The sequence below is a fragment of the Pseudomonas sp. FG98 genome, assembly GCF_057808595.1.
The window spans coordinates 13,212-26,175 of the sequence record NZ_JBMDIJ010000021.1 but is presented as its reverse complement, the minus strand read 5'-3'; the positions used below and the strand labels follow the sequence as shown (position 1 = coordinate 26,175).

14 protein-coding genes and 1 tRNA gene are annotated in these 12,964 nt (G+C 64.4%); 3 read left to right on the top strand and 12 right to left on the bottom strand.

Features of this window, described 5'->3' with window-relative positions; translation table 11 throughout:
* Nucleotides 1–120 precede the first annotated feature (120 nt).
* Together ACODSK_RS15240 and ACODSK_RS15235 are read left to right on the top strand one after the other, a co-directional pair.
* A complete protein-coding gene (locus ACODSK_RS15240) occupies nt 121–588 on the top strand; it encodes a nucleoside deaminase (RefSeq protein WP_489017210.1) in 468 nt (155 codons plus the stop codon).
* A gap of 22 nt (nt 589–610) precedes the next feature.
* Nucleotides 611–2,677 carry a hybrid sensor histidine kinase/response regulator gene (locus ACODSK_RS15235; protein WP_489017209.1) on the top strand — a complete coding sequence of 689 codons (2,067 nt, stop codon included), beginning with the start codon at nt 611–613 and terminating at the stop codon, nt 2,675–2,677.
* On the opposite strand, the gene ACODSK_RS15230 is transcribed toward ACODSK_RS15235, so the two are convergent.
* The 7 genes from ACODSK_RS15230 to ACODSK_RS15200 form a co-directional block, all read right to left on the bottom strand.
* Nucleotides 2,629–3,594 carry a lysylphosphatidylglycerol synthase domain-containing protein gene (locus ACODSK_RS15230; RefSeq protein WP_489017208.1) on the bottom strand — a complete coding sequence of 322 codons (966 nt, stop codon included), beginning with the start codon at nt 3,592–3,594 and terminating at the stop codon, nt 2,629–2,631. The genes ACODSK_RS15235 and ACODSK_RS15230 overlap by 49 nt on opposite strands.
* The gene (gene clsB / locus ACODSK_RS15225; protein ID WP_489017207.1) at nt 3,591–4,805 is read right to left on the bottom strand and encodes a cardiolipin synthase ClsB; all 1,215 of its coding nucleotides are present in this window, start codon (nt 4,803–4,805) and stop codon (nt 3,591–3,593) included. Before clsB ends, ACODSK_RS15230 begins: the two co-directional genes overlap by 4 nt.
* Entirely contained in the window at nt 4,802–5,584 is a 783-nt protein-coding gene (locus tag ACODSK_RS15220) for an endonuclease/exonuclease/phosphatase family protein (protein WP_489017205.1), read from the bottom strand. Before ACODSK_RS15220 ends, clsB begins: the two co-directional genes overlap by 4 nt.
* Nucleotides 5,581–7,212 carry an ATP-binding protein gene (locus tag ACODSK_RS15215; protein ID WP_489017203.1) on the bottom strand — a complete coding sequence of 544 codons (1,632 nt, stop codon included), beginning with the start codon at nt 7,210–7,212 and terminating at the stop codon, nt 5,581–5,583. The genes ACODSK_RS15220 and ACODSK_RS15215 overlap by 4 nt, the downstream gene beginning before the upstream one ends.
* Before the next feature lie 116 nt (nt 7,213–7,328).
* Entirely contained in the window at nt 7,329–8,387 is a 1,059-nt protein-coding gene (locus ACODSK_RS15210; RefSeq protein ID WP_489017201.1) for a tetratricopeptide repeat protein, read from the bottom strand.
* Nucleotides 8,388–8,536: 149 nt separating this feature from the next.
* Nucleotides 8,537–9,316, bottom strand: a complete 780-nt coding sequence (locus ACODSK_RS15205) for a hypothetical protein (protein ID WP_489017200.1) — start codon at nt 9,314–9,316, stop codon at nt 8,537–8,539.
* Nucleotides 9,317–9,465: 149 nt separating this feature from the next.
* Nucleotides 9,466–10,011 (bottom strand): RNA 2'-phosphotransferase, encoded by a 546-nt coding sequence (locus ACODSK_RS15200; protein ID WP_489017198.1) that lies wholly within the window; start codon nt 10,009–10,011, stop codon nt 9,466–9,468.
* A gap of 240 nt (nt 10,012–10,251) precedes the next feature.
* Here ACODSK_RS15200 and ACODSK_RS15195 point away from each other — a divergent pair, with 240 nt between their 5' ends.
* Nucleotides 10,252–10,677 (top strand): hypothetical protein, encoded by a 426-nt coding sequence (locus ACODSK_RS15195; protein WP_489017196.1) that lies wholly within the window; start codon nt 10,252–10,254, stop codon nt 10,675–10,677.
* Nucleotides 10,678–10,733: 56 nt separating this feature from the next.
* Here ACODSK_RS15195 and ACODSK_RS15190 read toward each other — a convergent pair whose 3' ends face one another.
* From ACODSK_RS15190 to ACODSK_RS15170, 5 genes are all read right to left on the bottom strand, one after another.
* Complete coding sequence (locus tag ACODSK_RS15190; protein WP_489017195.1) at nt 10,734–11,129, bottom strand: hypothetical protein; 396 nt, start codon at nt 11,127–11,129, stop codon at nt 10,734–10,736.
* A gap of 173 nt (nt 11,130–11,302) precedes the next feature.
* A complete protein-coding gene (locus tag ACODSK_RS15185; protein WP_489017194.1) occupies nt 11,303–11,707 on the bottom strand; it encodes a glycine zipper domain-containing protein in 405 nt (134 codons plus the stop codon).
* 46 nt (nt 11,708–11,753) lie between these two features.
* Nucleotides 11,754–11,951, bottom strand: a complete 198-nt coding sequence (locus tag ACODSK_RS15180) for a hypothetical protein (RefSeq protein ID WP_489017192.1) — start codon at nt 11,949–11,951, stop codon at nt 11,754–11,756.
* Between the two features lie 134 nt (nt 11,952–12,085).
* Nucleotides 12,086–12,170, bottom strand: a tRNA-Leu gene (locus tag ACODSK_RS15175).
* A gap of 85 nt (nt 12,171–12,255) precedes the next feature.
* The gene (locus ACODSK_RS15170) at nt 12,256–12,960 is read right to left on the bottom strand and encodes a YoaK family protein (protein ID WP_489017190.1); all 705 of its coding nucleotides are present in this window, start codon (nt 12,958–12,960) and stop codon (nt 12,256–12,258) included.
* Nucleotides 12,961–12,964: the final 4 nt, after the last annotated feature.

The following is a 12,964-nucleotide window of genomic DNA, read 5'->3' as shown; positions in this document are numbered from 1 at the left end:
GGGGCTGGAAGGGAAATTTCGAACCTGTACAGCATAGTACGCCGGGAAAAGCCCGCCACGGTTCATGGCTATGTGCTAGCGTTTTGAAATGATGTCCGCAATGGTGAAAAGGAGAGTCATATGGTCGATGCCCAGCAGCAGTCGCAGTTCATGCAGGCCGCCATCGACGAGGCCCGCCTGGGCCTGGAAGAGGGCGGCATTCCCATCGGCTCGGTGATCGTGCACGCGGGACGTATCATCGGCCGCGGGCATAACCGGCGGGTGCAGCAGGGCAGCGTGGTCCTGCACGGCGAGATGGACGCGTTCGAGAACGCCGGGCGCCAGGATGCGCGGATCTACGCCGACGCCACCCTGTACACCACCCTTTCGCCCTGCGCGATGTGCAGCGGAGCGATCCTGTTGTACGGGATCCGCGAGGTGGTGGTCGGCGAAAACCACACGTTCATGGGCGAAGAGGCCCTGCTGCGCGAACGCGGGGTGCGGGTCACGGTGCTGCAGGACGCGCAATGCATCGAGCTGATGAGCGCCTTCATCCGCGAGCGCCCGGCGCTATGGAACGAAGACATAGGACAGGAGTCCGATCACTGACGGTGGTCAAGGAAGCCCAGCGATGCACATCATTCATCTCGCACCCCGCCCGGTCCAGCTACGCGGCATGAGCGAAGCGGTTCGCCAGTTCGACTGGAGCCGGACCTCCCTCGGGCCCTTGCATTGCTGGCCCAACTCCTTGCGCATCGCCGTGGACCTGATGCTCGCCTCGCGCTTCCCCAGTTGCCTGGTCTGGGGTAGCGACATGGTGACCCTGTACAACGATGCCTTCGTGCCCATCCTCGGCACCAAACCCAATCCGCTGGGACGCCCCTTCCATGAGGTATGGAGCGATATCTGGGGCGAGGTGGGCGACCTGGTGTTCCGGGTCATGGAGGGAGAGGCGGTGTTCCTCGAGAATTTCCCTCTGGTGACCAGCCGCAACGGTGTTCTCGAACAGGTCTATTTCACCTTCTCCGTCAGCCCCGTGCGCGACGAAAGCGGCAAGGTCGCGGGCTTTCTCGACACGGTGCTGGAAACCACCAGCAACGTCGAGGCGGAGCGGCAGTGGCGCGAGCTGGCCTGCTCCTTCGAGCGCCAGGTGCAGGAGCGCACGGCTGACCACAACCACCTTTGGGAGCAGTCCAGCGACCTGATGGCGGTGGTCCAGGACGATCTGCGCTTGCGCACATTCAACCCGGCCTGCCGCCACCTGCTCGGCTGGGACGATCACCTGCATGGCGCGTCGTTGCTGGATCTCCTGCACCCCGAGGACCATGCCGAGATCCAGCGCATCCTCGACGGCGCCCAGCCCGATGGCGAAGGGCGCCTGCGGCATGTCGACGGGCATTACCGGCGCTTCAGCCTGAGCGCCATGCCCGGTTCGGATTTCAACACCCTGCTGGGCCATGACGTCAGCCAGGAGCGTGAGCGCGAGGAAGCCCTGCGCCAGGCCGAGGAACTGCTGCGCCATGGGCAGAAGATGGAAGCCGTCGGCCAGTTGACTGGCGGCATGGCCCACGACTTCAACAATCTCCTGGCCGGGATCAGTGCCAGTCTGGAAATGCTCGAACGACGCCTGGCCCAAGGCCGTACCGAGAATCTCGACAAGTACCTGCACGCGGCGCGCGAGGCATCCGACCGCGCCGCCGAACTGACTCACCGCCTGCTCGCCTTTGCCCGGCGCCAGCCCTTGTCGCCGCGGCCGGCGGACCTCAACGACCTGCTCGCTGGCATCGAGCCGTTGATCCACCAGGCAATCGGCCCCGACATCGAATTGCAATGGCAGGTGGACCCACGGCCCTGGCTGGTGGAAGTGGATATCAGTCAGATGGAGAATGCCCTGATCAACCTGTGCGCCAACGCTCGTGAAGCGGTCCGTCGGCGTGGGCGGGTGAAGATCAGCACCTGCAACGAGCGTCATCACGGCAGCCTGCCCGGCAGCGACCTGCCAGCCGGGGATTACTGTTGCCTGCGGGTCGAGGATAACGGCGGCGGCATGTCGCGGGAGGTTTTGGCCCGTGCCTTCGATCCGTTTTTCACCACCAAGCCTGCGGGGCAGGGGACCGGGCTCGGCTTGTCCATGGTCTACGGCTTTGTCCGCCAGTCCGGCGGCAGCATCCGTATCAATTCCGAGGAAGGCCGCGGCACCTGTGTCGAATTGCTCCTGCCACGCTTCATCGGGCCGGCGCTGCCGCTGCCGCAACCGCTGGAGGTACCGGCAGCGATGCCGATCCGCCTGCGCAACGAGCGGGTCCTGCTGATCGACGACGAGCCGGTACTGCGCATGCTGATTCGCGAAGCCCTGCAAGACCATGGGCTGGAGGTGCTGGAAGCGGAGGACGCCACCAGCGGCCTGGCCTTGTACGACAGCGCCGGGCCGATCGGCCTGGTGGTCACCGACATCGGGCTGCCCGGCGGCATCAGTGGTATCGAAGTGGCCAGGACCCTGCGCGCACGTTCGCCGCAGCAGCCGATCCTGTTCATTACCGGGTTTACCCAGGAGTCGATCAGCAGCAGCGGTGCGCTCGAACCCGGGCTGGAACTGCTGACCAAGCCGTTCGGCTTCGATGCCCTGGTACACAAGGTCAGCAGCATGCTTCAGCCGGCCCTTTCCCCGGCTGCCGAGGCCGATGCACGGCTGCGCTGACGGGCGGCAACGCGTTCCAGCACCAGGTAAGTGACGCAGGCGAGCAGCAGCGGCAGAAGAAAGTACAGCGCACGGTAGCCGATCAGTGCCGCCAGCAGGGTGCCCTGGCTGTATTGCCCTTGCAGCAGGGTGATGAATACGCTTTCCAGCACCCCAAGCCCCGCCGGGATATGGGTGATGACCCCGGCGATACTGCTGATCAGCAGGATTGCCAGGATGGTCGGGTAACCGGCTTTGTCCGGCAGCAGGGTAAAGATCACCAGGCCCATCAGGCACCAGTTGCCGGCGCCCATCAGTCCCTGCAACGCCGCCAACCGCCAGGACGGCAGGCTGATGCGCTGGCCACGGACCTGCCACTCCCGCCGCCTGGAGAAACCACAGGCCAGCAGGTAGGCGATGGCCACCGCGAGCATGGCCATGCCGATCAGGCGCAGGCCGAGGGTGCCGATTTCCAGCCCGGCCGGCAGCGCCGGGAAGCCCAGGGCGAACAGGCTGCCGGCCACCAGCAGGTAGCCCAGCCAGTTGGTCACCAGGCCGAAGCCGAGGATGCGGGTGATGGTCGCCGTCTCCAGTCCCAGGCGCGAGTACAGGCGAAAGCGCAGGGCGACACCGCCGACCCAGGCGCTCAGGTTGAGATTGAAGGCATAGCAGACGAACGCCAGCGGCAATACCCGTCGCGCCGGCAAGTCATGCCCCGTATAACGTCGGCCGAGCAGGTCGTAGCTGCTGAACAGGGCGAAGCTGCATGCCACCACGGCCAGGGCGACCAGCAGCACGCTGCTCCGATAGGAGGTCAGGGCCTGGCGTACCTCGCCCCAGTCCTGATTGCGCAGCAGCATGAACAGCAGCACCGGAACCAGGATGAAGAACAGGATGGTCAGGCCCTGTCGCGCCCGTCTCCAGAGCGTGGACTTCATGACAGGCGCTCCTGGACGACGTCCTCCGGCTGGTACATCGGCTTGACCCGCGGCTTGTGCGTCGGCAGTCCGGCAAACAGCGCCGGGAAGAAGCGGGTGAAGTGGAACGTCAGGAAGATCAGCGGCGCCCGCCACCAGTACCCGCGCAGCACCCGTTGCAGGGTCACGCTCTTGCAGCGCTGCTGGCGCAGTTCGTTCAGGTGCTCGTACAGGCGCTGGTTGAAGGCTTCGTCGCGGATCACCAGGTTGGCCTCCAGGTTCAGCGACAGGCTCAACGGGTCGAGGTTGCTCGAACCGACGGTGCTCCATTCCCGGTCCACCAGCGCTACCTTGCCGTGCAGCGGACGTTCGCAGTACTCGTGGATCCGTACGCCATCGCGCAGCAGGTAGTTGTACAGCAGCCGCGAGCACAGGCGCACCCACGGCATGTCCGGCATGCCCTGGAGGATCAGCGTGACCTCGACGCCTCGTCGCGCTGCATTGCGCAGGGCCCGCAGCAAGCGATAGCCGGGGAAGAAGTAGGCATTGGCGATGAGGATGCGTTCATGGGCGCTGACGATGGCGCGCAGGTACTGGCGTTCGATATCCGTGGGGTGCTCGTCGTTGTCGCGGATGAACAGACGCATGCGTGCCTGCTCGCTGTCGGCCTCCAGCACCGGCGCTCGTCGCCACCAGGAGCGGCTGCGTCGGCCAAGCCGGGCCTGGCTGTCGAGCAGCTTCAGGCTGGCCTTGCGCAGGTCGTCGACGATCGGCCCGCGCACCTGCACGGCATAGTCCTGCTTGGCCAAGGGGCCGAAATCGCCCAGGTGGTCGGCACAGTAGTTGATCCCGCCGATGAAACCTAGGGTGCCGTCGACCACCAGGATCTTGCGGTGCAGGCGCCGGAACAGGTTGGTGCGCATGCCCAGGCGCATCGGACTGGGATCGAAGGCCTGCAAGCGTACGCCGGCATCGAACAGCGCCTGCAGGTATTCCTGGCTCAGCCCGGCAGTGCCGTAGCCGTCCACCAGCACCTGCACGCGCACGCCGCGGCGGGCGGCTTCGATCAAGACCTGCTGCAGTTCGAGGCCGACCTTGTCCTCGTAAATGATGAATGTTTCCAGCAGCACTTCTTCCCGGGCCTGGCGGATGGCCTCGAACGCCGGCGGGTAGTAGCCCTCGCCGTTGATCAACAGTTGCACTTCGTTTTCTTCGCGCCATTCGGTGTTCATAGCAGTACCTCGACACAGAGTGGCAGGTGGTCGGACAGATGCGACCAGGGTTTGCGCGACATCACCCGGGGCGCTCGGGCCCGGGCGTTGCGCAGGTAGATGCGGTCCAGGCGCAACAAGGGCCAGCGCGCCGGAAAGCTGCGGGCGGGAGCGCCGAAGGCCTGGGTGAAGACCTCGTGCAGGCCGCGGCTGGCGAGCAGGCTGTCGGCGCGCTGGCGCCAGTCGTTGAAGTCGCCGGCGATCACCACCGGCGCCTGTTCCGGCAGGGTATCGAGCAGGCCGCAGAGCAGGTGCAGTTGCTGGGTGCGCTGGCGTTCGTCCAGGCCCAGGTGCACGCAGATGGTGTGCACCCGGCGCTCGCCGGGCAGGGCCAGCACCGAATGCAACAGGCCACGCTGCTCGCTGCCGTGCACGCTGACATCGAAGTTGTGGTGTTCGAGGATGGGAAACTTCGACAGCAGGGCATTGCCGTGCTCGCCGTCGGGATACACCGCGTTGCGCCCGTAGGCGAACATCGGCCACAGGCTGTCGGCGAGAAACTCGTATTGCGGCAGCGGCGACCAGCCTGGATAGCGTTCGCCATGGCGGCTGTGGCTGCCCAGCACTTCCTGGAGAAACACCACGTCGGCGTGATGGGCACGCACGGCCTCGCGCAGCTCCGGCAACACATAGCGGCGGTTCAGCGGGCTGAAGCCCTTGTGCACGTTCACCGTCAGTACCCGCAGGACGCTGACCGGCGCTACCTCTGCCAGGCTCAAGGGCCGTTGCGCCTGGGTCATGGCCGGCCCTCGTCGGCCAGCATCTGCGCCACCTTGTCCTTCAGGGTGGCGAAACTGAACGGCTTGTTCAGCACCTGTATATGCGGATCGAGACGTCCGAGGTGGGCGGAGGCATTTTCCGCGTAGCCGGTGATGAACAGCACGCGCAGGTCGTCATGCAGTTTGCGGGCGATTTCTGCCAGTTGCCGGCCGCCCATGCCGGGCAGGCCGATGTTGCAGATCAGCAGGTCGTAGGAGCGCTCGGCACGCAGCAGGGTCAGGGCCAGCTCGGCGTCGGCCACGGCCTGGCAGTGCAGGCCTTGTTCGGTCAGGTTGTCGCGGACCAGCTGGCGCACGGTGCTGTCCGATTCCACGATCAGGATGCGCCGCTCCTGGCTGGCCGGGTTCTTTCTCCTCGGCGCTGGTGCTGGGCCTGGGGCCTCGGGAGGGTGGCGCGGCAGCAGCAGCTCCACTTCGGTGCCATGGCCGACCCGGCTGTGCAGGCTGACATGTCCGTGGGACTGGCGACTGAAGCCGTACACCATGGACAGACCAAGGCCGGTGCCCTGGCCGATGCTCTTGGTGGTGAAGAACGGATCGAAGGCGCGTTCCAGAGTGCTTTGCGGCATACCACAGCCGTTGTCGCTGACGCTGATGCGGACGAAATCGGTGCCGCTCAGCGGATGGGCTTCGGGCAAGGGGCGGGGCAGATGGCGATTGCTCGCCTCGATGCGCACTTCGCCGCCTGCGGGCAAGGCATCCCGGGCATTGACCAGCAGATTGTCGAGGGCCTCCTGCAATTGCCGGGCGTCGGCTCTGGCGGGCCACAGGTGTTCGTCGATGCGCACCTGCACTCGCACCCCCGGGCCAAGCAGGTCGTTCAAGCGCTTGCGCTCCAGCAGGGCGGCCAGTTGCACCGGGCGGTCGTCCAGTGACTGGCGGCTGGAAAAGGCCAGCAAGCGATGGGTGATACTGGCCGCGCGCTGCACCGCGCTGACGCCCATGTCCACCAGTTTGGGAATTTCGTTGAAGCGCTGCTGGCTCAGGCGCTGGCGGATCAGTTCCAGGCTGCCGCCGATGCCGGTCAGCAGGTTGTTGAAGTCATGGGCCACGCCACCGGCCAGTTGCCCGATGGCTTCCATTTTCTGGTCCTGGCGCAGGCGTTGTTCTTCCTCGCGCAACTGCCGCAGTTGCTCCTCGGTCTGGCGCTGCAGCTCGGCCAGGTCCAGGCCTTGCTGGCAGCTTTGGTATTGGCGGCGGCGGGCGCGCAGCGAGGAGTTGGTCAGGTTGAGCAGGTCCTGGTCGGGAAAGGGGCAGGGCAGGATGAACAGGTTGCCCAGAGCCAGGCATAGCTCGGGGCTGTGGCTGAGGGACTGCTCGGCGTCGCCGAGCACCACCACCGGCAGGTCCGACCACTGCGGCTGGCTGCCCAGATAATGCTTGAACTGCGAGGTGCCGAAGCCGTCCAGACAGGTCTGGGCGATGATCGCCAGCCCGGCGCCACTATCCAGGGCGCCGGCCAGTTCCTCCAGGCTGTGCGTGGCCAGGGCGCTGAGGCCGGCCTGATCGAGCAGGCCCAAGGCCTGGCCACTGATCGCAGGTGGTGCCAGGACCAGCGCACGCTCGCTGTTGGCTGACGAATGATTCACGGTCGATCTCCTTGGAAAGCACCCCGCGCAGCGTTTTGCCTGCGCGGGGGCACTCTCTCTGGACCACGCCGTGAAAGACGCGGTTCAACCGGATTGCAAGAAGGCGGCCGGAAGGCTCAAAGGCCCTGCTGGACCAGCGGATCGTCGGGGTTTTGCTGCTCCAGTTGGGCGAGCAGAATCTGTACGTTCTGCAACTGGCCGCTCTCTTTCCAGTACTCGATCAGCAGCACCCGTGCCTTGCGGTTTGCCGGCTGGCGGGTGAGCAGGGTTTCCAGCTGCTTTTGTGCCACCTGCAACTGGTCGAGGCTGTGCAGGCTGACGGCCAGGGTGTAGCGGTAGTCGCCATTGTCCGGCTCCAGCTCCAGCGCACGGGAGAAGGCCAGCAGGGCATATTCATCCTGTTGGTGACGCAGCAGCCATTGGCCCAGTTCGTACTGCAGGAACGCTGAGTCGGGATGGCGCTGCAGGGCGTCGGCCAGCACCGCACGGGAGCCATCGGTCTGGCCCTGGCTATCCAGCAGGCGCACCTGGGTGGCCAGGGCTTCGAGGTTTTCCGGCTCCAGCTTCAGGGCCTGCTCCAGGGCACTGCTGGCGCCCTTGAAATCCCGCTCCTGCAGGTACAGGCGGGCCAGGTGTACCTGGTCCTGGACGTCGTCGCTACGGGTTTGCAAGGCCAGCTGATACTGATCGAGGACGCTTTGCAGCGGTGCGAAATACAGCCCGACGTCATCCGGACTCAACCCCATCAGCGCGTCGACGGTGGCGAAGCGCACGCTGTCTTCCTCATCGTCGAGCAACGGCCCGAGCAACAGGCTGCGCTGGTTGGCCGGCACCATCGCGGCAATGGCTTCGAGAGCAGCGCGGCGGACCAGGGCATCGCTGTCGTGCAGATCCTTGCTGGCCAGTTTCAGCGCCTGTGGCGAAGGGTAGTTGGGCAGCTCGGCATACAGGCTGGCGCGGCGGATCGCCGACAGGTCCTCGCGGCCCAGTTGTTGGTACAGCACCCGGGCGGCGCCAGGCAGGCCGTTGTGGGCCTGGGCCAGGGCCTTGCTGTAGGAGTGCTGGAGTCGCGGATCGGGTGCAGGGGAGTCCTTTTGCGGCAACAGGCTGTACAGCACCGTTAGCAGTAGTAGCAAGGCGAGGCCGGCAAACAGGTAGATACGCGGTCTGGGCATGCGTAATTCGGATCGATGGCTTACGGAAAAGGGCCAAGCTTGGGTCAGACGAATGGTTGAGTCAATGTGTGGGGTATCGAGCAGGGGGCATTGCGGACCTGGTGGAGATCCGCGAACCCCGCCCACAGGGGGCGGGGCTGCAAGCAACGTTACTTGTTTACACTTGCGACCAGGCGCAGGGACACATCGTCGAACTCCACGTCGTCATTGGTAATGCGGCCCAGCTCCACCATGAAGTGGGTTTCGCCCATGACGGCGCCGATATCGATGACGTACTCGGTCCATTCACTGCTGCTGATCGGCTTGTAGTGGCTCTCGCCAACCGGAAGGCCACGGATCTGCAGGCGGCCCATGGAGCCGGCGCCAGCACGGGCGCGGGCGGTGAGCTGGTAGTAGCCGATGGTCGGGACCGGCACGGTCTGGGTGACCTGGTCGACACCCAGTTTGCAGGTCTGCTGCTCGAAGTTGGCGCCGATGTCCCAGTGAGCCCTGCCTTCGGAGAAGTCGCCGTTCTGGATCAGCTCGGCAGACTGCGGCACCAGGTCGAGGGAGATGTCATCGAACCAGGCCGAGGCACCGAACGCCTCGAGATAGATTTCCGACAAGTTGGCGCCGGTTGGCAGGTTGATTCGGGCGGTGTAGGTCTGCGGGGTGGAACCGAAGACGTCGACGATGGTGTTGGCGCTGTCGTGGCGCAGGCGCACACGGGCAGGCGGCGAGCCGGCGGTGACCACGGCCGCGCGGAAGGACAGTTCGTAGTAGCCGGCCGGGATGCTGTCGAGGACCTGGTTTGCACTGCCCTCAGGGCTGATATTGCAGCGCGCTTCGTCGAAATTGACGTTGCCGTAGACCTGCCAGTTGATACCGCCCTGGGAGAAGTCGCCATTGCGGATCTGTTCGGCGCGAGCCAGAGGTTGGATTGTATTCATGATCAAGAGCTCCTTTTGAGTGATCATTGCGGGGTGTGGTTTCCAGTCTAAGCAGCACGAAAATTGGCACAACTGACAGGAATGACAGTTGACAAATGCCAAATTTTGCTGAATCGGCGGCGCTGGAGCCCGGCCCGCTCCGATCCCGTCTACTCCAGCAGAAACGCCACCGGCACTCGCTCGGTCAGCCATACCCCGTTGTCCGCCTGGAAGAAGCTGAAACCCTGCTCGTGCATCTTTGCCGCGTCGACCTCCAGCACCACCGGGCTGCCATAGCGGCGGCCCACCTCGATCGCGGTCTGCCGTTGCTGGGAGAGGTGCACATGGTGGCGTGACCCGGCGATCAGGCCGTCCCTGCGGATCGAGTCGAGAAAACGGCTGGCAGTACCGTGGTAGAGCCGCGCCGGCGGCTCCTTGCGCACATGCTCGATCGCCACGCTGCGGGTCGAGTGACCCTGGTTGGCGCGAATGCGGCAGCCGTCGGCGGACACCGCGAAGCGTTGCTTGTCGTTGCTCGCAACCACGGCCAGTACCTCATCCCGCAGCAGGGTGCGGCCATGTCCGGCAGCTCCCTCGATCAACGTGTTGATATCGACCCAGCCCTGGCTATCCAGTTGGATACCGATCGCCTGCGGCTCATGGCGCAGTACGTAGCTGAGGAATTTGCTGATTTCTTCCTGTCGTTTCCTGTTCATGTGCAGTCCTTTTCCAGGTGGTTGTGAATGTCATGGGCGCGATATGCCGAACGAATGCATTGTGCGGAAAAATCTATCCAGCAGGTGATGTCAAAGTGACACTGCTCCTCTACAATCGCCGCCGGCCGATATCCGGCCTGGCCAATGATGGCGATAGGGAGTGAGTTGATGGCGTTTCGCAAAGTGGTTGCAACCGCAGTGATTACCGCAATCGCAGGGCTGCAAGGATGCGCAAGCATCGTGGGTGACTCTCGTTATCCGGTTCAGGTCAACAGTGCACCGGCGGGCGCATCGTTCGAGATCACCGACAAGGCAGGGCAGGTCGTGCACAGCGGCAATACGCCCAGCACGGTCACGCTGAAATCCGGCAAGGGCTACTTCTCCGGGCAGACCTACACGCTGCATTTCAAGAAGGAAGGGTATCCGGACAAGACCATCCAGTTGAACACCAGTGTGAGTGGCTGGTACTGGGGCAACCTGCTCTTCGGTGGCCTGATCGGCATGCTGATCGTCGACCCGCTGACCGGTGCGATGTACAAGCTGCCTGAAGTCGCTTCGGCGGACATGGGCCAACCACTGGCCGCCGCTGGCAATGACACCTTGCAGATCGCATCGATCGAAGACCTCACCCCGGCCCAGCGCGAGCGCCTGGTTCCGCTGGATTGATCGGTAGCAGGACAGGCAGCAGAAACCCGGTGGAGCAATCCACCGGGTTTTTTCATTCACGCGCTCTCATCGTTGTCGCCTGGTTGATTGGCAAACTTGCCGGTATCGCCGGTAAAGGTCACTACCATTTGCGTCCTGGTGCAAACCAGGGTGGTTTCGGCATCCAGGTCGATGTCGAGGTCTTCGCCACGCAGGCCCTGCCACTGCGCCAGGTAACGCAGGGAGCCGAACTTCTCGCGCTTTTTCAATTGCTTGCCGGTGCCACCTTTCCAGTTCAATGGCGGTAGCTCATGGGCCTGGGCGGCGCTCGATAGCTCGGGCTTCTGCACGGCAAGCTTGCGACCGATTTCCCAGCATTTGATCAGTCCGCGGTCTGCATCCTGCCAGATGGCATTCCAATCCAGACCCTGACGTTCAGGTTCGCTGAAACTGCGTTTGATGACCCGGCTCATACTCTCTGTTCGTCCTGAAATTGCCTGAGGTGGGTTTTGGCGCGGCCCTTTCCGATGGGCTGTGGCAGGCAAGGCTACCGCAGGATGCCTGTGTGCACCACAGGGATGATATGGCGCAAGGCCATATTGCAGAGGGGCGGGAAAGGGCGGGCATGAGGCCCGCCCGTTGACCATCAGTGGCGGCGATGACGACGCTTGTGTTTGTGCTTGCCCGAGTCGCGGTTGTCGTCGGCCAGGTGGTTACCCACCGCGCCGCCTGCCGCACCGCCCAGACCGGCGCCGATGGTGGAGCCGGTGGAGCCCCCCAGTTTGCCACCCAGCAGCGAACCGCCGGCCGAGCCCAGGCCGCCACCGATCGCCGCTTCGGTGCGATTGCCTTTCTTCGCGCCCACCGCGCTACCGGCTGCGCCACCCAGGCCGGCACCGATGGCGGCGCCGGTGCTGCCCCCGATCTGTTGGCCAACCACGTTGCCCAAGGCGCCGCCGAGGCCGCCGCCAATGGCGGTAGTGCCATCACCGGCCAGCGCGGCCTGGGAGATCAGAAAACCTAGAGCGAGGGTAGGCAGTGTGAGACGCATGGGAGAGACCTCGGAATAAAGGGGGGCAGGCAGGTAGTCAGGGTAATCAGTCGTTATCGCGATAACGGCGATCGTCACGGCGGTAGTCGTAGCGATTGTCGTAACGGCGGCGATCGTCGTCATGCCAGCGGCGCTGGTCGCGGTCGCGCCAGCCGTCGTCACGATCATGATGGTGGTGATGTACGCAGCCGGCGGAGAGCAGGACGGCGGCGAGCAGGGAAAACTGGGTCAGGCGGGTCAACACGATGATTTCCTCGAATCGACTCGGGTTGGTCGATGGCGAGGTTATGACCGCATATTTCCGGTTTGGTTTCAGGGATGGGCGGTAAGCGACTGACAGATATGAAAAAAGCGCCTCGAAGGGCGCTTTTCAGAAGATGGTGCGAGTGGCGGGACTCGAACCCGCAAGGCTTGCGCCGACAGATTTTAAGTCTGCTGTGTATACCAATTCCACCACACTCGCGATTTGCCTGGAGCTTCAGAAGCTGCTCGAAGCAAGGCGGCTTTATAACTCATCGTTATATTCCAGTCAATGGTCAAAGCCCGGTTCATCGTGCCATGTAGCGTTGCACCCAGCGTCGCGGGATCAGCAGTGAAGCCAGTCCAAGCAAGGCCGCCAGCACACTGCTGAACAGCAACGCGGCGAACCCCAGGCGGTGTTCCAGCCAGCCGCCGAGTACCGCGCCGAACAGCATGCCGCTCCAGGGCACCAGTTGCATGCGCCAGCCGGCGCGGCGTTCGCCCATCAACCAGCGCCCCAGGCCGCGACCGAAGCGCGAGAGCGCGCCGGTGACGTAGGTCAGGCCGATGGGCAAACCGTTCACTTCTTCGACTGCGGCATTGAGCATGCCCATGGCGAGGATCGCCGCGAGCAGTGCGAGCAGTTCCAGGTAGTTGCCGCAGAACGCAGCGCTGAGCAACAGCAGTGCTGTAAGGGCCAGGAGCGGCCAGGCGCGTTTGCGGCTGGAGCGGGCGATCATCACCCCCAGGGCATTGCCGATAACGAAGGTGAACACCAGCAGGGCCAGGCGCAGTACCAGTTCGAAATGCCCCTGGCTGACGGCCACTGCCAGGCGCGTGGTGTTGCCGCTCATGAAGGAGACGAAGTCGCCGCTGGCGAGAAAACCGATGGCATCGGTCATGCCGGCCAGCACCGACAGGCCGCCGACGAAGAACAGCCCGACCTGGCCGCGCCGCCGATAGAGACGCAGGGCCTGGGGTCTGCGCAATGCACCTTGAGGCTCCGGAAGCATGTCG

Excerpts from the sequence above, each read along its gene's own strand:
- ACODSK_RS15235 (WP_489017209.1), top strand. The coding sequence starts at position 611 with ATGCACATCATTCATCTCGCACCCCGCCCGGTCCAGCTACGCGGCATG.
- ACODSK_RS15210 (WP_489017201.1), bottom strand. The coding sequence starts at position 8,387 with ATGCCCAGACCGCGTATCTACCTGTTTGCCGGCCTCGCCTTGCTACTA.
- ACODSK_RS15230 (WP_489017208.1), bottom strand. The coding sequence starts at position 3,594 with ATGAAGTCCACGCTCTGGAGACGGGCGCGACAGGGCCTGACCATCCTG.
- ACODSK_RS15170 (WP_489017190.1), bottom strand. The coding sequence starts at position 12,960 with ATGCTTCCGGAGCCTCAAGGTGCATTGCGCAGACCCCAGGCCCTGCGT.
- ACODSK_RS15200 (WP_489017198.1), bottom strand. The coding sequence starts at position 10,011 with ATGAACAGGAAACGACAGGAAGAAATCAGCAAATTCCTCAGCTACGTA.
- clsB (WP_489017207.1), bottom strand. The coding sequence starts at position 4,805 with ATGAACACCGAATGGCGCGAAGAAAACGAAGTGCAACTGTTGATCAAC.
- ACODSK_RS15240 (WP_489017210.1), top strand. The coding sequence starts at position 121 with ATGGTCGATGCCCAGCAGCAGTCGCAGTTCATGCAGGCCGCCATCGAC.
- ACODSK_RS15185 (WP_489017194.1), bottom strand. The coding sequence starts at position 11,707 with ATGCGTCTCACACTGCCTACCCTCGCTCTAGGTTTTCTGATCTCCCAG.
- ACODSK_RS15220 (WP_489017205.1), bottom strand. The coding sequence starts at position 5,584 with ATGACCCAGGCGCAACGGCCCTTGAGCCTGGCAGAGGTAGCGCCGGTC.
- ACODSK_RS15205 (WP_489017200.1), bottom strand. The coding sequence starts at position 9,316 with ATGAATACAATCCAACCTCTGGCTCGCGCCGAACAGATCCGCAATGGC.
- ACODSK_RS15190 (WP_489017195.1), bottom strand. The coding sequence starts at position 11,129 with ATGAGCCGGGTCATCAAACGCAGTTTCAGCGAACCTGAACGTCAGGGT.